The organism is Allocellulophaga tsushimaensis (genome assembly GCF_055383085.1).
In genome coordinates this window covers 2,818,196-2,840,181 of sequence record NZ_AP039451.1, presented here as the reverse complement: position 1 = coordinate 2,840,181, position 21,986 = coordinate 2,818,196, and the positions used below count along the sequence as shown (strand labels likewise).

Sequence of the window (21,986 nt, the reverse complement as noted above, 5' to 3'; positions counted from 1 at the left end):
TTATTTTTTAATTTTAGAAGCTAATAAATAAATAATAGCCATACGGATGGCTACTCCATTTTCTACCTGGTTTAAAATAATAGATTGTTTGGAGTCTGCCACATCACTTGTAATTTCCACGCCTCTATTAATAGGGCCTGGATGCATTATTACAATTTCTTTATCCAAACTATTCAATAATTTTTTATTTACGCCATATTGTTGGGTGTATTCTCTAGTTGTGGGGAAATAGCTAATATCTAATCTTTCGTTTTGTATTCTAAGCATATTTGCTACATCACACCAATTCAATGCTTTTTTTAAATTCGTTTCTACTGTTACGCCTAAAGATTCTATATGTTTGGGTAGTAGTGTTTTAGGACCACATACCTTTACATTTGCCCCCTGCATTTTTAAAGCAAAAATATTAGACAATGCAACTCTAGAATGCAAAATATCTCCTACAATAACTACATTTTTACCAGTTACATCTCCTAATTTCTCGCGTATGGAATACGAATCTAGTAGCGCTTGTGTTGGATGCTCGTGTGCCCCATCTCCAGCATTTATAATGGCTGCATCTACATGTTTTGCTAAAAAAATACTTGCACCAGGATTAGGATGCCGCATTACAACCATATCTACTTTCATAGATAAAATATTGTTTACCGTATCTATCAGCGTTTCTCCTTTTTTTACTGATGACTGCCCAGCAGAAAAATTAATGACATCTGCCGAAAGTCTTTTTTCTGCTAATTCAAAAGACAATTTTGTACGGGTACTATTTTCAAAGAAAACATTGGCAATAGTAATGTCTCGTAAAGAAGGTACTTTCTTAATAGGACGATTAATTACTTCTTTAAAATGATCTGCAGTTTCAAAAATGAGTTGAATATCTTTTTCTTTAAGATATTTTATTCCTAGCAAGTGATTGACACTTAATTCGCTCATCTTTACTTTATTTTTTAGTCTCTGTTAATAAGGTATATAACATCTTCTCCATCATTTTCTTGCCACATTACTTTTACTTTCTCATTATTTATAGCATCTACTTGTCTGCCTCTGTAATTAGGTTGAATTGGTAAATGTCTGCTAAATCTTCTGTCTATTAAAGTCAGTAATTCTATTTCTAAAGGTCTGCCAAAAGACTGTAAAGCGGTAAGCGCAGCTCTTATGCTTCTTCCTGTATACAAAACATCATCTATCAACACTACTTTTTTATCTTCCACCAAAAAATTAATGGCCGTTTTATTTGCTTCTAAGGTTTTATCTCCTCTTCTAAAATCATCTCTATAAAAAGTGATATCTAAAAAACCTAGATCTATGTGTTTTACACCATAGTCTGATTTTAAAATATGGGTTAAACGCTCAGCAAGATATATACCCCTAGGTTGAATGCCTATGAGTACCGTATTTTTAAAATCTAAATGGTTTTCTAATAATTGACAAGCCAAACGATGTAAGATGATATTTATCTCTTTGGATGAAAGCAATACTTTTTGGCTCATGTTAAAAAATTCTAAAAGCAAAAATATCAAAATATCTTATAAAGACAATATTTAATACTACAAGCCCTTAAATTAAATCTATTATTTTTTAGATGATACAAAACAAAGAGACCGTTTAAAATAGTTTTAAACGGTCTCTTTGTTTTAATAGTTAGTAAAATGCATAATTAAAATCTAAAACTATTTTTTAGATTTCATGAGCTTTTGTAGCGATTGGTAGGCCTTAACAACTTTTACAGTCAAAAAAATCATTACAACAAGCCATAATAAAACAAGTAAAAATTCTATCATAAACTTTAATTTAAATTAATCTTATTAAAGACTAGCAAAAACTAAATCTTTAAATTCGGGGGGCATTATTTAAACTTATAGAATTCAAAAATGCAATTGGACTAAAAAAGTAATCATTTTATCGGAATTATTTTACAAAAAAATAAAAAATTCGATGAATTGCTTGCATAAAAACGGATCAAATATTAAGACTCCTAAGCATTTACCTTATTTTTGAAACTAAAATGGTAATAAATGAACCCATCTTCCAATGGTTGGATAACTAAATTTGGATTTTTAGTTAAAGATTATAATGATTTGTATGAAAATTACGACGAGTTATACTTGCATCTAAAAAAAATTGGGTTTATTTATGGGATTAATCTTTATATACCCGAATTTATACCAACTAAGCATTCATTATCCGAAGATGAAAACGCAAAAATAAATCTAATCACAGCTTTATATTTCACTTGTAAACTCCAAAAGTCTAACGTTTCTTTTGACACTTTTTTAGATCTTATATTTGACTTCTATCAAATATTAGGAATGAATAATATTTCATTTCTAAATAAAATCCTTACTGGTAATAATAAAACACAACAATTAGAACATATTTTAGACTCTCGGGTGTATATTGATGATAATGTAATCAGTAAAACTTTTAATAGCTCTATTACAAACTCTCTATTATATATAGATGTTTTAACTTTTAAAGCATATCTAAACAAAAAACAGCATATAAAAAAGCATGCCGAAAATTTAGAATATATTACCATAAACATAGCATTTGATGCTTTAAATTCTAAAGAAAAAAATAAAAAAGATGAAAATTTGGTAAAGCTTTTTGCTTCCTCATTAACTTTTACAGACAATGAAAAAGAAGATTTTGATGGATCTTACAAAGAGAAATTAATACAGCAGTTTTCAGTGTTTGAGAGCAAATACTTTATAGATCTTGCCTGCTTAACAGTATGGGAAGATCAATCTTTAGGAGTTAAAGAATCTGAATTTATTTTTAGCATTTGTAAAGATTTAAAACTACCAAAAACTACAATTACTATTGCTTTAAAAAATGTTAAAGATTTTTTTGAAATTAATGCTGAAAAAATACCTTATTTAAAAGATAAAAATTTAGCCGTACAGTTTTATGATAGCATGGCTAAAATAGTAGATAAGCTTATTTTAAGAAATAGTAAAAGGTTACAAAAAGAACTTTCTGAAAGCAAAGAATTGGTTTCTTTATTATCTAAATCTACTGTAAAAGAGTTAAGTGCTGAAGAGCGCAAAAAAGTACAAAACCAATTATTAGATATTTTTAAAAGCATTCCTTCATTAGCTATTTTTATGCTTCCTGGTGGTGCAGTTCTACTACCAATATTTATAAAATTAATTCCTAAACTACTGCCTTCTGCTTTTGATGACAATAGATTGGATTAGTGCTCTAATTTTTAAATTTAGAATAATCTCTTTTAAAAGGTCTTATGATTAATCTAGCTTCTCTATCAAAACGAATATAATTATATACCCAATTTACAAATACAATCATTCGGTTTCTAAAACCTATTAAAAAGAATAGGTGTACAAACATCCAAACAAACCAAGCAAAAATTCCTTGGAACTTGAAACGCTTCATATCAACCACTGCCTTATTTCTACCAACAGTTGCCATGCTTCCTTTATCTCTATACACAAAAGCTTTTAAAGGTTTTCCTTCTAATAATTGCATAAGATTATGCCCTAAATTTCTCCCTTGTTGAATAGCGGGTTGCGCCATCATAGGGTGCCCGCATGGAAATTTTTCTGTTTCCATACCAGCTACATCTCCTATTGCAAAAATAGTATCATGCCCAATAACCTGATGGTATTCATTAACCTGTATACGGTTTCCTCGCATAAGCAAATCTTTGGCATCTAAGCCTGAAATTGTAGCACCTTTAACACCAGCAGCCCAAACTAAAGTAGCAGACTTAAATGATAAGTCTGTTTCTGTGGTTACTAGCTTACCATCATAGCTTTTTACTCGTGTATTTTTCCAAACTTGTACTCCTAAGCTCTCTAAAAAATCTTCTGCTTTTTTAGAAGCTTTTTCACTCATTTCTTTTAAAATACGATTGCCGGATTGCACTAAATTTATCTGAGCTCTTCTTGTATCTAAATCTGGATAATCCTTTGGAAGAATTCCTTTTTTTATTTCAGCTAATGCTCCTGCTAATTCTACGCCTGTAGGCCCACCACCTACAATAACAAAATTCATTAAAGCATCTCGTTCATGTAAATCATCCGTTAATAAGGCTTGCTCAAAATTTTCGAGAATAAGGCTTCTTAAATTTAAAGATTCTGGGACGGATTTCATCGTCATTCCATGTGTCTCAATAGCTTTATTACCAAAAAAATTGGTTTCTGAACCCGTTGCCAAAACCAAATAATCATAGGTTATAGCTCCTATATTAGTTTCTAAAGTATTTGTATCTGAACTAATTTTTTTAACCTCAGCTAGTCTAAAGAAAAAATTAGGGTAATCTTTTAATATTTTACGAATAGGATAGGCTATTGAGTCGGGCTCTAATCCTCCAGTAGATACTTGATATAATAATGGTTGAAAGGTATGGTAATTATGCTTATCTAAAAGTACCACTTGGACTTCTTTTTTACTCAATTCCTTTGCTAAAGAAATACCTGCAAAACCACCGCCAATTATTACAATTCTTTTAAAACTTGTTCTTGGAATATTCATTGCACTCATTAATATCAAAATTAAGCAATCAAAAACACCTTACATAAAGAAGCATCTATTTTCTTCTATATTTAGACGTTTTTAAATATTTTTTATTTTTTTAGCGTAAAAACTGTAACAACTTGTTATTTTTTTATACTTATAGGCAAACAACCAAACAAAAACGTGAGTAAAGACCTGGAACACAACTTTGTGACATTATTGGAGAGCAATCAAAATATTGTTCATAAAGTGTGTACCTTATATACTAATAATAGAGAAGCGCATAATGATTTGTTTCAGGAAATTACCATACAGTTATGGAAAGCGTATCCTAAATTTAGAGGAGATTCTAAATTTAGTACCTGGATGTATCGCGTAGCTTTAAATACGGCTATTACTTTATACAGAAAGTCTAAGAGAACTATAAAAACGCAAGATTATGATGCAGTTCTGTTTAAAATAAAAGCTGATGAGTATGATGAAACACAGGAACAACAATTAAAATTAATGTATAAGGCCGTAAAGCAGCTTAACGACATAGATAAAGCGCTTGTTTTCTTATACTTAGAAGATAAAAATTACACTCAAATCTCTGAAACCTTAGGTATTTCTGAAGTAAATGCTAGGGTAAAGATGAATCGAGTGAAAACAAAATTAAGAACAATATTAAATCCATAAGCGTATTATGATGGATGAATTAGAATTATTAAAAAAAGATTGGCAAAAAAAAGAGGAGAATCATCCAAAAGTATCTTATAATGATATTAATAATATGCTATGGAAAAAATCATCTTCTTTAGTAAAATGGATTTTTATTATTAGTATTATTGAATTTACACTGCCACACCTATTATACCTCTTGCCTTCTACATGGGAAGGTTTTAAAATGTACCGCACATTAAATATTGGTAATATAATACTTAGTTTAAACATTATACAATATAGTGTTATTATCTATTTTATATACCAATTTTATACCCGTTATAAAGAAATTTCTGTTTTAGAAAATGCTAAAAATTTAATGGCTAAAATTTTAAAAACAAGGAAAACGGTAAAACATTATGTGCTCTTTTCTTTATCCTCAATAATTATAAACTTTACTGTTTTTGCTTTTGGAATTTACTTTAGTTCAGACTTCACTGGCTTTTTAGAGGTAATAGGAGCAGATACTGAGATAGCCACTGAAAACATTAATAAAACTAAACTTATCTTTTCAGCTATTATTATTATTGTTGGCATTTCAATTACTTCTTTAATGGGGCTTGTGTATTTCTTACTTTATGGTATTTTACTCAAAAAACTAAAAAGGAATTACAATGAATTGCAAAAAATAGAAGTTTAGTCTGCACTCCATCGGCGTGATTCGTTTTCTTCTTCTATCTCTTGGATTTGTTGCTTGGTCAATACTTTTAAAAAAGAAGGGTGTTGCTCTATAGCATATTCTAATTTTTCTATAATCTCTTCAAAAGACTCTTCTTCATAATTAATATCTAACGGTTCTTTTATAACCATAGACTGTAAGATTCCTTTTTTCTTAACACGCAATCCTTTTTTATCAAAAGAGCGTCTAAAACCATCTATTACAACTGGTACAACTAGTGGTTTGTATTTTTTGATGATATGTGCCGTTCCTTTTCGAAGCGGTTTCCACGGTGTAGTTGTTCCCTGTGGAAAAGTGATGACCCAACCGTCTTCTAAAGCTTTTCCTATATTAGAAATATCGCTCATTTTTACTTGACGATTTACATCTTTACCTTCGGATCTCCAAGTACGTTCTACACTAACAGAACCTGCATATGCCATTATTTTTGCAAGCAAGCTTTGTTTCATTGTTTCCGCAGCTGCAACATAATACATATTTAATTTAGGCTTCCAGATATAACCAATATTTTTTATGGTATTGTCTCTACCACTTAAACTAGCATTAAAAACATGAAACATGGCCACTACATCTGCGAAATAGGTTTGATGATTACTTACAAAAAGTACATTTTCCTCTGGTAGATTTCTAATAATTTCTGCTCCTTCTATCTCTAAAGTATTAAATCCTTTATAACGTTTATGGGAAATTACAGCCAATATTCTAATTACCCATTTTTTGAGAAATAAAATATGACCGAATGGATTTTCTTTAAATAATTTCATTCATGCTAATTTAACTTGCCAAAAATACAAAAATTATGAGGCTATAGTACTTGTTTTAATAGTTCTTTTACTTCGCTCAACATCATTGCGGTAGCGCCCCAAACTGTATAACCATTTAATTTAAAGATAGGTACTTCCATATTTGTAGCGTAAGAGGTTGTAATTTTTTCATGCAAAACAAATGCATCATTCATAAAATCCAAGATAGAGACTTCAATGATTTCGGCTACTTCATCTTCTTGTTTTTTAAATGGCAAAGGATCAGGATATAAACCAATATATGGTCTTACTTGAAAATTACTTGGAGGAATATAAATATCTGTTAGTGTTTTTACAATTTGTATGGCATCAGATTTAACACCAACTTCTTCATAGGTTTCTCGTAATGCAGTTTCTAATAAATTAGCATCTTGTTTTTCTGGTTTTCCTCCAGGAAATGCCACTTGGTTAGAGTGTACACCTTTGTATGTCTTACGTAAAATAAGAAGTAAATTGGTCTGCCCTGTTTCACTAGGATAAAAGAGTGATAAAACAGCAGCTTTTTTGGGTTTTTTAGTACTAAAATCTATTCCTCTTAACTCTTCTTTTCTAGATAACGGAGCCATTTTATAATGAGAAGCTTCTCCAGGTAGCGGTAGATTTTCTATTTTTGAAATTCGTTTAGTAAAAACATCAAAATTCATGAATACTTTTAAATTATTTTTTGTTGGGATTTTTATTTGTATCCTAAGTACTAGCGCATGTAAAGATACTCCAAGAAAAGAAATTATAGAAACTAGTGATGCTCCTAATATAGAAAACAAAGTAGTTATAGATCCTGTAGAAATTAAAAAAAAAGAAGAACCTTTTAGATTAACAGAAGATAATGCTATTGAATTTTTCTTTGAATATGAAAAAACCCTTACCGAAAACACTGTTAAAATTACAACTAACCACGGAAGCTTTGTTATTAAACTTTTTGATAATGTGCCTTATCATAGAGCAAACTTTATCTACCTTACTAAAAAAGGATATTTTAATGGTACCATGTTTCATAGAGTAGTAAAGAATTTTATTATTCAAGGGGGTAACTCAGATACTCGAGAAACTGGCAAAAAACGAAGAGAAATAGGCAGATATTTATTACCGCCTGATACTAGAAAGGGGCATAAACATCATAGAGGCGTAATTTCTATGCCGAGTGGCGAAATAGACAACCCGCATAAACTTGCATCTCCCTATGAGTTTTTTATTGTAGTGACTAAACCTGGCTCCTATCATTTAGATGGAGATTATACGCCTTTTGGAAAAGTAATTAGGGGTATGGATGTTGTTGATAAGATTAATAATGTTCCTGTAGATCAAGGTGATTGGCCTAAAAGCAATGTTTTTATTCTAAAAGCAGAAGTTATTCGTTAACCCTATAAATATTAGGCAATGCAATTTTAAAATGGACTACTAAAAGCCTAATTGCAATGATGGTAATAATACCACCACTATATGCATATGTATTATCAATAGGTAGTTTTTCTAATAAAAAATAACCTACACTTCCTATTATACAGGCTATAGCATAAATTTCTTTTCTAAAAATTACTGGGATTTCATTACATAATATATCTCTAATTACTCCTCCAAAACTTGCTGTTATAGTTCCAATAAGAATACACATTATTGGACTTAAATCAAGCGCTAATGCCTTTTGCAAACCAACCATGGTATATAAACCTAAACCTATACTATCAAAAAGAAATAAAGACTTGCGTAAATATTTTAGTTTGGCTCTAAAAATAATTGCAAATACTACTGTACAAAATATAGTAACGAAATAGATCGTTTCATTTAACCAAAAAACGGGTGTATTCCCTAATAAAAGATCTCTTAAAGTTCCACCACCAATTGCAGTTACAGATCCTATGATAAAAACACCAAAGAAATCTAATTTTTTATCCATAGCCACCAATACTCCAGATATGGCAAAAGCTATTGTTCCTAAAATATCAATGATAAGATAAAACATAAAGCTTACTGTTGTGTATAATAGCTGTAGTCTTTTAAAACGGTATCTATATATTGTTTGTCATAAAACTCAGATTTCGTCTCTAAAACACTTTCAATTTTATTCCTTAGCACTTTCAACGTTTTAAAATCATTACTTTTTATTGCAATTTCATAAGTATCTTTTATCAAACGAGCATCTTTATCACTAAGTAAAGTGACATTAGTAAATATAGGGCTATAATTTTCTTGCACATCTTCTAATATTGTATGAGAAACTTTAGTTTTATTTTTAGTACTAATAACTACTGTTCCTGCAGCTGAATCGCCTACACGTTGTTTTCTCTCAGAGAATAAGATCGACAATATTCCTATTGATCCTACAAAAATCCATATGTCAACTAATCTAAGCATCCATCTAACCAAGTAATTAGACCAATGTACTGGTGAACCATCAACTCTAACAACACGCATTTTAAGCAACATTTTACCCACAGTACGTCCATTAAATAGGCTTTGAGTCCATAAACTATAGAACATACCAGGGAGAAAAACTAGACCAACTAAACCTCTTTGTGTCCAACGATCCTCGTACACATAACCTATAGCATCTCCAATTAAGTCTACTAATAAAGAATAAATGTATATAATAAATAAGTCTATTAAAAAAGCGAGAATTCTTTCTCCAATACTAACAATAGTATAGTCTAAATTTACATTTTGTGTGGTATTGATTTGAAGGTTGTACATTTTAATCTTATTTTTATGTCTTTATATTTATAATTTTATGCGCGAAGCTGCTTTTGTGAAGCAAAATAAGGAAAAATGGATTGCTTTTGAAAAAGCAATAACTTTTAATTCTAATCTTACTCCAGATGAATTAGCTGATGGCTATATACAATTAACTAATGATTTAGCTTATGCACAAACTTATTACGCAGAAAGTAAAACTTTATTGTATTTAAATTCATTAGCATCGCAAGCGCATCAAAAAATATATAAAAATAAAAAAGAGAATAGTAATAGAGTTATTAATTTTTGGAAAATAGAATTCCCTCTTTTTTTTGTCCAATATCATAAAACATTAGGAATTGCCTTCTTAATTTTTATTGTAGCTACTATTATAGGTTCTTTATCTGCTCTTAATGATTCTTCATTTGTTCGATTAATTCTTGGAGATGCATATGTAAACGAAACTTTAAATAATATTGCAAATGGAGATCCTACTGCTATTTATAAAGGAGGAAGTGAAATAGGTTCCTTTTTAGGAATAACAATAAATAATATTAGAGTAGCATTTATAGCTTTTGCATTTGGAGTTATTGCAAGTATTGGAACAGCTTATGTTTTATTTAGCAATGGTATTATGTTAGGAGCATTTATAACTTTTTTTTACACTAAAGGAGTTTTTTTTGAAGCTAACAAACAAATATGGCTGCATGGCACAATAGAAATATCTGTTATTATTATAGCAGGATGTGCGGGGCTTATTATGGGAAATAGTATTTTATTTCCAAAAACATTTTCAAGAAAAACATCTTTTATGAAAGGAGCAAAAGATGGCCTAAAAGTAGTAGTAAGTACTATTCCATTTTTTATTATCGCAGGTTTTATAGAAGGGTTTATTACTCGCTACTCTAATATGCCAAATTGGTTAGCTTTTTTTATAATCGGTTCTTCTTTACTGTTAATTATATTCTATTACCTATTTTATCCAATTTTATTAAATAAACTAAATGCAACCAAACCAAACTAAAAATTACTTAGAACTTAAAATAAATAGAGATTTCGGTGAAATTATTAGTATTTATTTTGACTTTTTAAAACAAAATATTAAAAAATTTACGAATATATTTTTAAGTTATAACGGTATTTTTCTGATTGGATTACTTATTGTAAGTTATTTATTAGTATCTGGTTTTATAGGTTTAATTACTTATCAAAATAGTCCTATAGGTGATAGGCCTGATGATGATTATATCTATTATTTTATTGGTGGAGGAATATTATTTTTTATCATTTTTATAATTGTTAGTATCTTAAATTATAGTTTAGCAGCCTCCTATTTAATAAAATATGAAGAAGTTAAAGGATCTAATTTTGATAAAAAAGAAGTTTGGAATCTTTGCAAACAAAACTTAGGGAAAATTTTCCTTTTTATACTTTTACTTTTCTTAATTTATTTTGGTTTTGGAATTGTAAGTATCATATTTGCTATAATTCCAATATTAGGCTCAATTGCCCAATACATATTACAGTTTTCTATAAACGCATGGAGTGGCGTTTCTTTTATTTATTTAATACATAAAAAAGCTACTGTGACTGATGCTTTAGGTGAAGGTTGGAATTTAGTTACAAAAAACTATTGGAAATCTGTTGGTGTAAATTTTATTTTAGGGCTATTAAATGGTATTTTATTTATTGTAGTATTAATTATCCCCTCAGTATTAGTTGGTATTTACTCTTATCATGTAGTAGAAAATAGTGTTGATGTTACAACATCTATTATACCAACGATTATCTATACATTAGGCACCTGCATAGTACTTATATTAATGGTATTTATGCAATCATTATCACAATTTGTTAATGGAATTTTATATTATTCACTTTATGAAAAGGAATACAATATAAATACTAGAAGTAAAATAGAAGAAATCGGAAAAAAAGACTAGTGACTAAAATTCAACTTTTGACCATATTCATTTTTGTTTTTTGTATTGGGTTTTCTCAACAAAAAGCAGATTCCTTAGTATTAAAAGAAGATAAAACTACAGTACTTGAAAAACGTTCTTTTAAAGATGATTTTAAAAAGAAGTATACTGGAAATGAATATAACTATGACATTAAAGATGGGGAAGCGCAAAACTTATTAGCTCGCTTTCTAAATTGGATATCTAAAGGTTTAAAAAATACGTTTGGGTGGAGTATAAATCCGGCATTATTAACCATTTTTGAGTATTTTATATATATACTTATGGGTGGTTTAGTGATATATCTTTTAATAAGATTTATCATAAACGAAAATGTATCCTCTATATTCACAAAAAAATCTGCCAATATTATAGATTTTAATTTATCAGAAAATCATATAAAAAATATAGATTTAGATGCATTGATTAATAAAGCATTAGAGGAAAAAGATTTTCGTTTAGCCATTCGGTATCAATATATGAGAGTTTTAAAATCTTTATCTCAAAAAGAAGTTATAGAATGGAATTATGAAAAAACAAATTCTGACTATGAAAGAGAAATTACAATCCCCACCATCAAAAAATTGTTTTCAGAAGTCTCTTATTTATATGATTATATATGGTATGGAGAACAAAATATTAATGAACAAAATTATAAAAGCGTAGAACTAAAATTCATAAATCTCAAAAATAATTTACACTAAGCCTTGGATAAACGTTCTAAAATAATTATCGCCATCTTTTCTATTGTACTAATAGGCATCATTGTTACTGAAATTGTACGCCCTAAGCCCATAAACTGGAAAAACTCTTATACCAATACAGATAAAATACCTTTTGGGTGTTTTATATTATTTAATGAATTACCGACACTATTTTCTGAAAGTAAAATTACTCCAATTAATGAAACACCTTATGAAGCATTAGCTTACAGAGAACAAGATGAAAAATCTAATTATATTTTTATAAATGATGGGGTTTATTTTGATGAACAAGAAACTACAGAACTATTAGATTATGTAAGTGATGGCAATGACACATTTATTGCCTCAAGGCACATTAGCAACTTATTAGCGGATACACTAAACATAGAAACAAAAACAAACTATAATGTAATAGAAGATTCTCTTAGTTTATCATTAACTAACAAAAATTTTCAAAATGATAAATTTTTGTATCAGAAAGGTATTTACAGAAGTTATTTTACAAGTGTAGATACTGCAAATACAGTTATATTAGGACATTTAAAATATACTACAAAAAATAACCTCCTTGAAAACGAAGAAGATGAAGGTACTTTTTCTAAACCTAACTTTATTAAGGTTACATTTGGAAAAGGTACTTTTTACATCAACACAACCCCTGAAGCATTTAGCAATTATTATATTATAAAAAACAATCAAAACTATGTTTCAAATACATTGTCTTATTTAGAAAAAACGCCCTTAATTCATTGGGATAATTATAAAAAATCAGGCCGTATTGTTATAAAATCACCATTGCGATATGCATTAAACCAAATCTCATTAAAATGGGCATATTATCTGTGTATTATTGGTGTATTACTATTCTTTATTTTTAAAGCCAAAAGAGAACAACGTATCATACCTGTAGTAAAACCACTGGAAAACTCATCTATTGAATTTGCTAAAACTGTTGGTAGTTTATACTATCAACACAAGGATTATACAGATATTATTACAAAAAAAATAAATTACTTATTAGCTTTTGTAAGAACGCATTATTATTTAGATACTAGTACTATAAATGAAAAAACAGCTAAAGATTTAGCTGCTAAATCAGGAAAAACATATCAAGAAACAAAAACTTTAGTAGATACTATCATTCAACTGAAAAATAAAAATTATCATACAGAAATTGATGTTATCGAATTAAATAAAAAAATAAACTTATTTAAGCAATAAAATTATATGGAAGAAGAACATAAAGATCAGGAGCATGTCCAAAATCAAGAGCAAAATAATTTAGAATTTAAAAACAGAATAGATTTATCTAAATTACAAGAATCTATCTTGCAAATTAAATCTGAATTGAGTAAAGTTATTATTGGTCAGCATGACATGATAGAACTTCTTATTATATCAATTCTGGCTGATGGACATTCTTTAATAGAAGGTGTTCCTGGTGTTGCAAAAACAGTTACAGCAAAATTATTAGCTAAAACCATAAAAGTAGATTTCAGTAGAATTCAATTCACCCCAGATTTGATGCCAAGTGATATCCTAGGCACTTCTATATTTAATGTAAAAACTTCTGAATTTGAATTTAAAAAAGGACCTATATTTTCTAATGTTATTTTAATTGACGAGATAAACCGAGCTCCAGCAAAAACGCAAGCCGCTTTGTTTGAAGCTATGGCTGAAAAACAAATTACAATAGATGGTGTTGAATATCCTATGAAACCTCCGTTTCTAGTATTTGCTACACAAAATCCGGTAGAGCAAGAAGGAACTTATAGTTTGCCAGAAGCACAATTAGATCGTTTTTTATTCAAAATAAATGTAGATTACCCTACATTAGAAGAAGAAATTCTAATTCTAGAAAATAAACACCGACAAAAAACCAAGAATGTTGAATCTCTTATAACATCTATTTTATCTTCTGAACAGATTGAAGAATACCAAAGTATCATTAAAGATATTATTGTAGAGGATAATCTTATTAAATACATAGCTGCTATAGTAAATAATACAAGAACAAATGCAAATCTTTATTTAGGAGCTTCACCTAGAGCATCTATAGCTATTATGGAAGCATCCAAAGCTTTAGCTGCTATCAATGGACGAGATTTTGTAACTCCAGATGATATAAAAAAGGTTTGTTTTCCAATTTTAGTGCATAGAATTATACTAACACCTGAAAGGGAAATGGAAGGCTTAACAGCTAAAAAGATAGTGACGCAAATTGTAGAAACCATTGAAGTTCCAAGATAAAAATCATATACAAATATTAGAATATGAAAAAACTATTAAAAAATAGTTATCTAGAAAAGCGATTTTTCATCATCTTAACAGGACTAATCATAGCTTTTATATTTTCTTATGTGTATCAAAATCTTTTTGGCGCTATAAAAATCTTATTTTATTTATTTTGCTTATTTGTTCTAGTCGATTTAATACTCATCCATGCCTCAAAAAATAACATCAAGGCTCAACGTATTCTTCCAAAAAAATTATCTAATGGTGATCCAAATAAAATACAAATAATAATACAGAACAATTATTTTTTTACTGCTTCTATAAAAGTTTTAGATGAAATTCCTCATCAATTCCAAAAACGAAATTTTAAAATTGAAACAAAAATTACTAAGGGTAAAGAAAAACAGTTTACATACGATTTACGTCCCGTAGAACGAGGGTTATATTCATTTGGCAACCTAAATATATTTTCTAAATCTCCTTTAGGTTTACTTTCAAAAAAGTATACTTTTAATAACAATATAGAAATCCCTGTATATCCATCATTTTTACAACTTCAAAAATATGATCTCATCGCATTTACAAATAAACTTTTTGAAACTGGTTTAAAAAAAATACGTCGTATTGGAAATACAATGGAATTTGAGCAAATAAAAGATTATATCCAAGGTGATGACATCAGAAATATTAACTGGAAAGCCACTGCCAAAAAAAGTCAACTCATGGTAAACCAGTTCCAAGATGAAAAATCGCAACCCATTTATTCTGTAATTGACAAAGGTAGAGTTATGAAAATGCCTTTTAAGGAATTAAGCCTTTTAGATTATGCCATAAATGCAACTTTAGTAATTAGTAATATCGCTTTAAAAAAACATGATAAAGCTGGTATGTTTGCTTTTAGTAATGCAATAGAAAATAGAATTGTTGCTCAAAGAAGAAGTGCTCAAATGAATCTAATATTAGAAACTCTTTATAACTTAAAAACAGATTTTATAGAAAGTGATTATAGTAGATTATACATAGATATTAAGAGAAATTTAAACCAACGCAGTCTTTTATTATTATATACCAATTTTGAAACTTTAGATGCCTTGCATAGACAGCTCCCTTATTTACAATCTATAGCCAAAAAACACCTTTTAGTTGTTATATTTTTTGAAAATACGGAATTAGAAAAATTCATTAAAAATAAAGCAAAAACTACTTATCAAATTTTTGAACAAACCATAGCAGAAAAATTTATCTATGAGAAAAAACTTATAGTAAACGAACTCCGAAAATACGGCATACAAACCATACTTACAAAACCTGAGGATTTAACCATAAACACCATCAATAAATATTTAGAAATTAAAGCAAGAGGTTTAATTTAATTTGTGAAAAACTAGTAGCATTATTGTAGATAACTTTTAATGAAAATATACAATATTAAAATAAAACTATAGTTTTATGTATGGATTATTACATTTAAAATTATACGTTAGACTCATAAAAATTTCCCCAAAATAATGACTACTTATATTGCTGAATACAAAACAACCCACCGTGTTATACAAATACAAGAATATTCTTGTTTTACCTGGCAACAAGAAGGTGGTGATATCGATTTAGAAATGCTCACCGGAAAAATTAAGCGAGAAAGAGCCATGCATTTTTTTAATCTTATTAGTGGGATTAATTTTAATGCTGCTATTGATGATATTTCTGTAGAAGTTATAAAAACAGAAGTTTTTAAAGGCTAAGCATATTTTTTTTAAAATTAATAGTCTTTATTACCTTATTTTCCTTCCATCCAATAAGTTAATAATTCTTGAACCATAGGCAGCATTTTTTTCGGAATGCGTGACTTGAATAATAGTAACTCCTTCACTATTTAATTTTTGAAAAAGTTCCATAATTTCTTCACTTTGCGCAGAATTTAAATTACCTGTAGGTTCATCGGCTAATATTAGCTTAGGATTGGCAATTAATGCTCTCGCTACTCCTACTAATTGCTGTTGACCACCACTAAGTTGCGCAGGAAAAAGGTCTTTTTTACCTACAATATTAAACCTGTCTAGCATATCAGCTACCATTGCTTTACGTTCTGCACTTTTATATTTTTTATACAACAAAGGCATTTCCAGATTTTCTTGTACTGTAAGTTCATCTAATAAATGATACGACTGAAAAACAAACCCAATATATTCTTTATACAAATTGGCTCTGTGTTTTTCTTTTAAAGTATGTACAGATTCATCCAGAAAATGATACTCTCCTTCATCAAAGGCATCTAACATACCAATAACGTTAAGTAAAGTTGATTTCCCGGAACCGGAAGGTCCCATTATAGAAATAAACTCGCCTTCTTCTACTTCTAGATTAATATCTTTTAATAAGAAGACCCGTTGCCCTCCAGAATTAACCCATTTAAAAATATTTTTTAATTCTAATAACATTGTTAATTATTTTATATGTTAGAGCATGTCTAACATCGATTATATAAATTTTAGTATACTTTTAACCTTGAATACTGTTCCAGATATCCAGATAAATTTTCCAATCAGAACCTACTTTTCGCCAAATGATCACATACTTACCCTTCCAAGGCACTTCTTTACCATCTGCTGTAACCGTAATACCTTCATAATAACCATAATCATAGGCTTCATTTCCAATAATTTTAATTTCTTGTGGCATAACTTTATGATGTGATATACGAACACCTTTTGGAACTACCCAATACGCAGTAACGTCCTTACGCCCTTCTATAATATCTCTTCTATTAGGAAATATTTTACCATCTTTTGTGTAACAGTTTCCTATTGCTTCATAATTTGAGTCCATCACATACGAAGAGAATTTCTTTGTATTAGATAAAATAACTTCAATACCTTTTTCATTGCCAATATAATTTTGAGCTAACCCAATTTGGGTTATAAAACACAGTAATACAAACGCTATAAAATTTCTCATTTCTTATATCTCTTAGTTATTATTCTTCTTTTAGTACATGTATTGGATTTGCCATTGAAACCTTCAATGATTGGAAGCTACTGATACAAAAAGCAATTAAAAATGTAATGAGGCCGCCAAGCAAAATCATCCAAAAAGACAACTCAATTCTATATGTAAAACTCTCTAACCATCTATTTACAAAATAATACCCTGTAGGTGCAGAAATCATAAAAGCTAATACCACCAGTATTGTAAACTCTTTTATAAAAACAGTTAAGTTTTGTATGGACGAAGCACCTAATACTTTCCGAATTCCAATTTCTTTTCTTTTTTTTGTTATTACAAACGACATTAGTCCAAATAAACCCAGACAACTTATACCAATAGCCAATATTGAAAAAATGCGAAATGCTAGAAATACAAAATTCTCTACAAGATATTCTTTTTCAATAGCCTTATCTAAAAAACTATAGTCGTATAGAGAATTGGTAAAAGTATCTTTCCAAACAGTTTCAATAAGCTCTAAATTCTTATAATTATTATCCTTAGATAATTTTATAAAAGCATTATTTTTATAATAATTCCAATTTAAAATAACACAAGGTGTAATCTTGTATTGTAGCGAATTATTATGAAAGTCTTTCACCACACCAACAATAGTAGCTTTTCCTTCATTTATTTGCACTTTTTTACCAATAGCCAATTCTGGTGTCCATCCAAAAGATTTTAAAAAAGTTTCGTTCACTATAAATTCGTCAAAGCTGTCTTTATTAGTATAGAAATTTCGCCCTGCCAAAAGCTTAAGATCATAAAAATTTAAATAATTAGGATCTCCAATTTTCATTTTGGCCTCATAAGCTTCTTTTTTAGATTGTTCTGGCAACCAATAATTGGTACCTAATTGAAAATCATTTACGGCCATTGGAGGACCAGAACCAAAAGTAACTTTAGAGACACCGCTATCCGCTAATAATCTTTCTTTAAAAACTTTAGATTTATCAGTCTGTGGCACATCAACCATTATTATTGCTTCTTTAGAAAACCCTAAATCACCTCGCTTAAAATAATTCATTTGTACATACATTACAATAGCAGCAATTAAGAATAATTGTACAATTACAAATTGAAATGTAACCAAAGGTTTTCTTAGACTAAACCCTTTCTTTGGTGGTGAATACATTTTATTTTTTAGTGCTTGAACTGGTTTAAAGGCCGAAACAACAAATGCAGGATAAACCGCTGCAATAAGTACTGTACATAATCCGATAATAACTGTAATACCATAATGAATCCATTCAAATTTGAGTTTTAGAGAAATCATAGTGAGCGAATTGTTCAAAATATCTAAACTATATTTAATTGCAAAAACAGAAACTATTAAAGCGATTAAAATGATTAAGCTGTTCTCAAAAATAAATTGAAATACCAAATTAATACGACTACTCCCCATTACCTTACGCATCCCTACTTCTTTTGACCTAGCATTAGATTCTGCAGTTAAAAGATTAATAAAATTAACCATAGCCAACAAAAGAATAAAAATTGCAACGGCAATAGAAGTATTCAATATTTTTTTAGGCATCATATAACCTCCAGGACTAGAACCGTATAAAGTACTAGTATGCATTTCTTTTAAAGGTTGTAACTTATAAGAGATACGTTTGTCATCCTCTTTATTCAAGTATTTTTTCTTCCATGAATCAATTTTAGATTCCAAAATATGCTGTTCAGAATTTTTATTTAAAGTCACAAAAGTGGAACCTTGATAGTTTCCTGACCAATTTGCCGTAAAATATGGGTTATTAATTTTAAAGAATTCATACGGAATTAGCATATTATATTGGTGATCCGAATTCCCTAGTGGACGCTCTACCACTCCTGTAACCAACAAAGGATCTTTACTTTGTAAGTATATAGTTTTGCCTAATACACTTTGATAATCACTATGTTTATTAAAAAACTTTTGCACCAATTGTTCTGTTAATACAACAGAATTAGTTTCTTTAAGTGCTGTATTTGCATCTCCTGCCAGCCATTTTACATTAAAGGTCTGTGTATAAAAAGGGTCTACAAATAATACTTTAGGTTCCTCAAAAAGTTTCGTATTTTTTAGATGGTCTTCAACTTTAAAAGTTCGACTTACTGGACCAGAAATTTGAGTTACGTTTTCTATTTCTGGAAAATCATTTCGCAAGGCTTCTGCTAAAGGATATGCTGTAGTATTCCAATATAAAGTTTCATTGGATAAAGATGTATGCTGAACTATTCTATAACTCTGATCAGCGTTATCATGATAACTATCAAAAGAAGATTCGTACTGAACAAATATAAAAATCACCATACTGGCTATTATGCCTAAAGACAAACCAATACTATTAATTATAGAACTTACTTTATTTTTATATAAGCTTCTTATTGCTATTTTTAAGTAGTTTTTATACATAAACTATAATTTTAGATTAATTATTCATCTCTTAATGCTTCTACCGGATTAGTATTTGCTGCTTTTATGGCATGACTAGAAACGGTAAAAATTGCCACCAGAATTGCCAAAATACCTGCCCCAACAAAATTCCAAAACTGTAAAGGAACGTGGTACGCAAAACCAGACAACCAATCATTAGATATTAGATAAGCAAGTGGTAAAGCTATTAGGATTGCCACTAAAACTAACTTTATAAATTCGCCCGAAAGCATCATGGTAACTTGTAAGGCATTTTGCCCTAAAACTTTTCGTATTCCTATTTCTTTTTTTCTTCGCTCTGCGGTAAAGATTGTTAATCCAAAAAGACCTAAGCACGAAATGATGATAGCTAAAACTGCAAAGTATTTTGATAGCGTGACAGCCTGTAATTCGGATTGGTATTGTGCTTGATAATCTGTATCTAAAAACTGGTAATTAAATGTATATCCTTGATTAAACTTTTCATAGACTGCATTAATTTCAGTTAAAGTCTCTCTTTCTTTACCTTTTTGAATACGAACTGCAAATTGTAAATACCTATTTTTTGGGGCAAGTCTAAAAAACATTGGGGTTACAGCTTCTCGCAAAGATTTAAAATGAAAATCTTTTAATACTCCTATAATGTGATATTGCGTAGCACCATAACGAACAGTTTTACCTATTGGGTTTTCTATATTCATTACTTTAATGGCAGTTTCATTAAAAACAATTGCAGTACTATCTGTGGCAAAGGCTTTTGAAAATGCTCTACCCCCCTTCACTTCCATTTGCATGGTTTCAATAAAATCATGACCTATTCGCAATTCATTAAAACGGCTTTTACGATTATCATCATTAGCACTCCATACCAAGCCTCCTGTTGTATTGATATCAGTCCCAATAATATTTTGCGTAGTGGTAGCTGCATTTACTACTCCAGAAATAGTTTTAATTTCTTCTAAAAAAGCTTCAGAATTTTGTTTTAAATTCCCTTCCTGATTAAAATAAATAATATTATCCTTATCCAAGCCTAGGCTTTTGGTTTGCACAAAAGTTATTTGTTGATAGACTACTAAAACAGAAACTATTAAAAGAACACTTAATGCAAATTGAAAAATAACTAAACCTTTACGTATCCATACTTCGCTTAGAGAACCTTTTATATTTCCTCTTAACACTTTTAATGCATTAAAACGAGAAAGGTGTAATGCAGGGTAACTGCCCGCTAAAATACCTGTTCCCAAAACTACTACAATCAAAATTCCAAGGCTAGAAATAGTTATAGCAACATTTTTACCAGTAATTTCATTAAACTTTGGTAAGCATAAACTAACTAATGCTACAGCGATACCAAATGATATAAAAGCCGTTAGGATAGACTCTCCAAAATATTGACTAATCAATGATTTTCTTTTAGAACCCATTACTTTTTTTATACCAATTTCTTTTAATCTTCTGGTTGCATTAGCAGTAGAAAGATTCATAAAATTAATACAGGCAATTACTAAAATAAACAAGGCAATTAAAGAAAAAAGATATACATAATTCATTCTTCCTCTAGCTTGTTTTCCATTTATAAAATTTCCATATAAATAGTTAGAAGAGTATTGCGTCATGATTAAGTCTGCATTTACCTCTTTATCTTGTTGCTTAGAAAAGTCTTTTATTTTCGATGCAAAAGCCTTTGCATCAGTACCATTTTCTAATACCACATAAGTTGCTGGGTTATTCGTAACCCAATCTATTTGACCTCCTGCGTTTAGTATCGCATTTTCCCAATTTTTAAAGGGTAGAATAAAATCAAATTTTGTGGTTCCATTAGCTGGCACATCTTTAAAAACGCCACTTACTTGATGACTTCTTTTGGTATTTAAAATATCCCATTCTACAACCTTACCCATACTATTTTTTGTAGAACCAAAAAGTTGTTTTGCTAAAGACTCGGATATTACAATACTATTTAGGCCAGTCAAAACTTGTTCTTTACTTCCTTCTAATAATATATAGGTGAATATTTTAAAATAATCTTTTTCGGCAAAAATTCCTGAGGCTTTATAGATTTTTTCGTCAACTTTTAGTGGTGTCTCTTTAAACCATTCTGGTAAAGTCTGTGCTGTAGCATATTTTACTTCTGGCAATTGCTCTTGCATTGTTTTTGCTAGCATAGGAGGAGTCCAACTTAATACTCTAATTCCTTCTGGCGTAGTAAAACCATTCCAAACTTGGTATAATTGTGCATCATTCTCATGAAAAGTGTCTACTTTAAGCTCATCAATCACCCAAAGTGTAATTAAAATTACACAGGTTAAACCCGTTGATAATCCTATCAAATTGATTAAAAACGTGCTTTTATACCTTTTAATATTCCTAAAAAAC

Annotated in this window: 22 protein-coding genes; 11 read left to right on the top strand and 11 right to left on the bottom strand. The window is 29.3% G+C overall.

What is annotated here, in order from left to right:
• Nucleotides 1–930, bottom strand: a complete 930-nt coding sequence (locus ACZ451_RS12315) for an aspartate carbamoyltransferase catalytic subunit (RefSeq protein WP_464212825.1) — start codon at nt 928–930, stop codon at nt 1–3.
• A gap of 14 nt (nt 931–944) precedes the next feature.
• On the bottom strand, nt 945–1,487 hold the full coding sequence (gene pyrR, locus ACZ451_RS12310) for a bifunctional pyr operon transcriptional regulator/uracil phosphoribosyltransferase PyrR (protein WP_464212823.1): 543 nt from the start codon (nt 1,485–1,487) through the stop codon (nt 945–947).
• Between the two features lie 525 nt (nt 1,488–2,012).
• On the opposite strand from pyrR, the gene ACZ451_RS12305 reads away from it, so the two are divergent.
• Nucleotides 2,013–3,197, top strand: a complete 1,185-nt coding sequence (locus tag ACZ451_RS12305; RefSeq protein ID WP_464212821.1) for an LETM1-related biofilm-associated protein — start codon at nt 2,013–2,015, stop codon at nt 3,195–3,197.
• Nucleotides 3,198–3,201: 4 nt separating this feature from the next.
• Here ACZ451_RS12305 and ACZ451_RS12300 read toward each other — a convergent pair whose 3' ends face one another.
• Nucleotides 3,202–4,494: an NAD(P)/FAD-dependent oxidoreductase gene (locus ACZ451_RS12300; protein ID WP_464216924.1), complete on the bottom strand. Its 1,293-nt coding sequence runs from the start codon at nt 4,492–4,494 to the stop codon at nt 3,202–3,204.
• 165 nt (nt 4,495–4,659) lie between these two features.
• On the opposite strand from ACZ451_RS12300, the gene ACZ451_RS12295 reads away from it, so the two are divergent.
• Together ACZ451_RS12295 and ACZ451_RS12290 are read left to right on the top strand one after the other, a co-directional pair.
• Complete coding sequence (locus tag ACZ451_RS12295; protein WP_464212819.1) at nt 4,660–5,154, top strand: RNA polymerase sigma factor; 495 nt, start codon at nt 4,660–4,662, stop codon at nt 5,152–5,154.
• Nucleotides 5,155–5,164: 10 nt separating this feature from the next.
• Nucleotides 5,165–5,818, top strand: coding sequence for a hypothetical protein (locus tag ACZ451_RS12290; protein WP_464212817.1), 654 nt, complete (start codon nt 5,165–5,167; stop codon nt 5,816–5,818).
• Here ACZ451_RS12290 and ACZ451_RS12285 read toward each other — a convergent pair.
• Together ACZ451_RS12285 and ACZ451_RS12280 are read right to left on the bottom strand one after the other, a co-directional pair.
• Nucleotides 5,815–6,621, bottom strand: a complete 807-nt coding sequence (locus ACZ451_RS12285) for a lysophospholipid acyltransferase family protein (protein ID WP_464212816.1) — start codon at nt 6,619–6,621, stop codon at nt 5,815–5,817. The genes ACZ451_RS12290 and ACZ451_RS12285 overlap by 4 nt on opposite strands.
• A gap of 41 nt (nt 6,622–6,662) precedes the next feature.
• Complete coding sequence (locus tag ACZ451_RS12280) at nt 6,663–7,304, bottom strand: NUDIX hydrolase (RefSeq protein WP_464212814.1); 642 nt, start codon at nt 7,302–7,304, stop codon at nt 6,663–6,665.
• On the opposite strand from ACZ451_RS12280, the gene ACZ451_RS12275 reads away from it, so the two are divergent.
• Nucleotides 7,303–8,019: a peptidylprolyl isomerase gene (locus tag ACZ451_RS12275; protein WP_464212812.1), complete on the top strand. Its 717-nt coding sequence runs from the start codon at nt 7,303–7,305 to the stop codon at nt 8,017–8,019. The two genes, ACZ451_RS12280 and ACZ451_RS12275, sit on opposite strands and share 2 nt — an antisense overlap.
• Here ACZ451_RS12275 and ACZ451_RS12270 read toward each other — a convergent pair.
• Together ACZ451_RS12270 and ACZ451_RS12265 are read right to left on the bottom strand one after the other, a co-directional pair.
• Entirely contained in the window at nt 8,009–8,620 is a 612-nt protein-coding gene (locus ACZ451_RS12270) for a trimeric intracellular cation channel family protein (protein WP_464212810.1), read from the bottom strand. The two genes, ACZ451_RS12275 and ACZ451_RS12270, sit on opposite strands and share 11 nt — an antisense overlap.
• A 5-nt stretch (nt 8,621–8,625) precedes the next feature.
• On the bottom strand, nt 8,626–9,348 hold the full coding sequence (locus tag ACZ451_RS12265) for an RDD family protein (RefSeq protein WP_464212808.1): 723 nt from the start codon (nt 9,346–9,348) through the stop codon (nt 8,626–8,628).
• 37 nt (nt 9,349–9,385) lie between these two features.
• Here ACZ451_RS12265 and ACZ451_RS12260 point away from each other — a divergent pair, with 37 nt between their 5' ends.
• From ACZ451_RS12260 to ACZ451_RS12230, 7 genes are all read left to right on the top strand, one after another.
• Nucleotides 9,386–10,354 carry a stage II sporulation protein M gene (locus ACZ451_RS12260; RefSeq protein WP_464212806.1) on the top strand — a complete coding sequence of 323 codons (969 nt, stop codon included), beginning with the start codon at nt 9,386–9,388 and terminating at the stop codon, nt 10,352–10,354.
• Nucleotides 10,335–11,273, top strand: coding sequence for a hypothetical protein (locus ACZ451_RS12255; protein ID WP_464212804.1), 939 nt, complete (start codon nt 10,335–10,337; stop codon nt 11,271–11,273). The genes ACZ451_RS12260 and ACZ451_RS12255 overlap by 20 nt, the downstream gene beginning before the upstream one ends.
• Nucleotides 11,274–11,290: 17 nt before the next feature.
• Nucleotides 11,291–11,995: a hypothetical protein gene (locus ACZ451_RS12250; RefSeq protein WP_464212802.1), complete on the top strand. Its 705-nt coding sequence runs from the start codon at nt 11,291–11,293 to the stop codon at nt 11,993–11,995.
• A gap of 3 nt (nt 11,996–11,998) precedes the next feature.
• Nucleotides 11,999–13,216, top strand: a complete 1,218-nt coding sequence (locus tag ACZ451_RS12245; RefSeq protein ID WP_464212800.1) for a DUF4350 domain-containing protein — start codon at nt 11,999–12,001, stop codon at nt 13,214–13,216.
• A gap of 6 nt (nt 13,217–13,222) precedes the next feature.
• The gene (locus tag ACZ451_RS12240; protein WP_464212798.1) at nt 13,223–14,245 is read left to right on the top strand and encodes an AAA family ATPase; all 1,023 of its coding nucleotides are present in this window, start codon (nt 13,223–13,225) and stop codon (nt 14,243–14,245) included.
• Nucleotides 14,246–14,268: 23 nt separating this feature from the next.
• A complete protein-coding gene (locus tag ACZ451_RS12235; protein WP_464212796.1) occupies nt 14,269–15,603 on the top strand; it encodes a DUF58 domain-containing protein in 1,335 nt (444 codons plus the stop codon).
• Between the two features lie 135 nt (nt 15,604–15,738).
• Nucleotides 15,739–15,972 (top strand): GTP-binding protein LepA, encoded by a 234-nt coding sequence (locus ACZ451_RS12230; protein WP_464212794.1) that lies wholly within the window; start codon nt 15,739–15,741, stop codon nt 15,970–15,972.
• Between the two features lie 30 nt (nt 15,973–16,002).
• On the opposite strand, the gene ACZ451_RS12225 is transcribed toward ACZ451_RS12230, so the two are convergent.
• From ACZ451_RS12225 to ACZ451_RS12210, 4 genes are all read right to left on the bottom strand, one after another.
• Entirely contained in the window at nt 16,003–16,668 is a 666-nt protein-coding gene (locus ACZ451_RS12225; RefSeq protein WP_464212792.1) for an ABC transporter ATP-binding protein, read from the bottom strand.
• Between the two features lie 61 nt (nt 16,669–16,729).
• Nucleotides 16,730–17,185 carry a YybH family protein gene (locus tag ACZ451_RS12220; protein ID WP_464212790.1) on the bottom strand — a complete coding sequence of 152 codons (456 nt, stop codon included), beginning with the start codon at nt 17,183–17,185 and terminating at the stop codon, nt 16,730–16,732.
• A 19-nt stretch (nt 17,186–17,204) separates the two neighbouring features.
• Nucleotides 17,205–19,610, bottom strand: coding sequence for an ABC transporter permease (locus ACZ451_RS12215; RefSeq protein ID WP_464212788.1), 2,406 nt, complete (start codon nt 19,608–19,610; stop codon nt 17,205–17,207).
• Between the two features lie 20 nt (nt 19,611–19,630).
• Nucleotides 19,631–21,940 carry an ABC transporter permease gene (locus tag ACZ451_RS12210; RefSeq protein ID WP_464212786.1) on the bottom strand — a complete coding sequence of 770 codons (2,310 nt, stop codon included), beginning with the start codon at nt 21,938–21,940 and terminating at the stop codon, nt 19,631–19,633.
• Between the last annotated feature and the right edge of the window lie 46 nt (nt 21,941–21,986).

Bases quoted from the DNA above. Each gene is read 5' to 3' on its own strand.
- ACZ451_RS12285 (WP_464212816.1), bottom strand. From the start codon at position 6,621: ATGAAATTATTTAAAGAAAATCCATTCGGTCATATTTTATTTCTCAAA.
- ACZ451_RS12230 (WP_464212794.1), top strand. From the start codon at position 15,739: ATGACTACTTATATTGCTGAATACAAAACAACCCACCGTGTTATACAA.
- ACZ451_RS12265 (WP_464212808.1), bottom strand. From the start codon at position 9,348: ATGTACAACCTTCAAATCAATACCACACAAAATGTAAATTTAGACTAT.
- ACZ451_RS12300 (WP_464216924.1), bottom strand. From the start codon at position 4,494: ATGAATATTCCAAGAACAAGTTTTAAAAGAATTGTAATAATTGGCGGT.
- ACZ451_RS12280 (WP_464212814.1), bottom strand. From the start codon at position 7,304: ATGAATTTTGATGTTTTTACTAAACGAATTTCAAAAATAGAAAATCTA.
- ACZ451_RS12290 (WP_464212817.1), top strand. From the start codon at position 5,165: ATGGATGAATTAGAATTATTAAAAAAAGATTGGCAAAAAAAAGAGGAG.
- ACZ451_RS12255 (WP_464212804.1), top strand. From the start codon at position 10,335: ATGCAACCAAACCAAACTAAAAATTACTTAGAACTTAAAATAAATAGA.
- ACZ451_RS12215 (WP_464212788.1), bottom strand. From the start codon at position 19,610: ATGTATAAAAACTACTTAAAAATAGCAATAAGAAGCTTATATAAAAAT.
- ACZ451_RS12315 (WP_464212825.1), bottom strand. From the start codon at position 930: ATGAGCGAATTAAGTGTCAATCACTTGCTAGGAATAAAATATCTTAAA.
- ACZ451_RS12270 (WP_464212810.1), bottom strand. From the start codon at position 8,620: ATGTTTTATCTTATCATTGATATTTTAGGAACAATAGCTTTTGCCATA.
- ACZ451_RS12240 (WP_464212798.1), top strand. From the start codon at position 13,223: ATGGAAGAAGAACATAAAGATCAGGAGCATGTCCAAAATCAAGAGCAA.
- pyrR (WP_464212823.1), bottom strand. From the start codon at position 1,487: ATGAGCCAAAAAGTATTGCTTTCATCCAAAGAGATAAATATCATCTTA.
- ACZ451_RS12235 (WP_464212796.1), top strand. From the start codon at position 14,269: ATGAAAAAACTATTAAAAAATAGTTATCTAGAAAAGCGATTTTTCATC.
- ACZ451_RS12260 (WP_464212806.1), top strand. From the start codon at position 9,386: ATGCGCGAAGCTGCTTTTGTGAAGCAAAATAAGGAAAAATGGATTGCT.
- ACZ451_RS12305 (WP_464212821.1), top strand. From the start codon at position 2,013: ATGAACCCATCTTCCAATGGTTGGATAACTAAATTTGGATTTTTAGTT.
- ACZ451_RS12225 (WP_464212792.1), bottom strand. From the start codon at position 16,668: ATGTTATTAGAATTAAAAAATATTTTTAAATGGGTTAATTCTGGAGGG.
- ACZ451_RS12220 (WP_464212790.1), bottom strand. From the start codon at position 17,185: ATGAGAAATTTTATAGCGTTTGTATTACTGTGTTTTATAACCCAAATT.
- ACZ451_RS12275 (WP_464212812.1), top strand. From the start codon at position 7,303: ATGAATACTTTTAAATTATTTTTTGTTGGGATTTTTATTTGTATCCTA.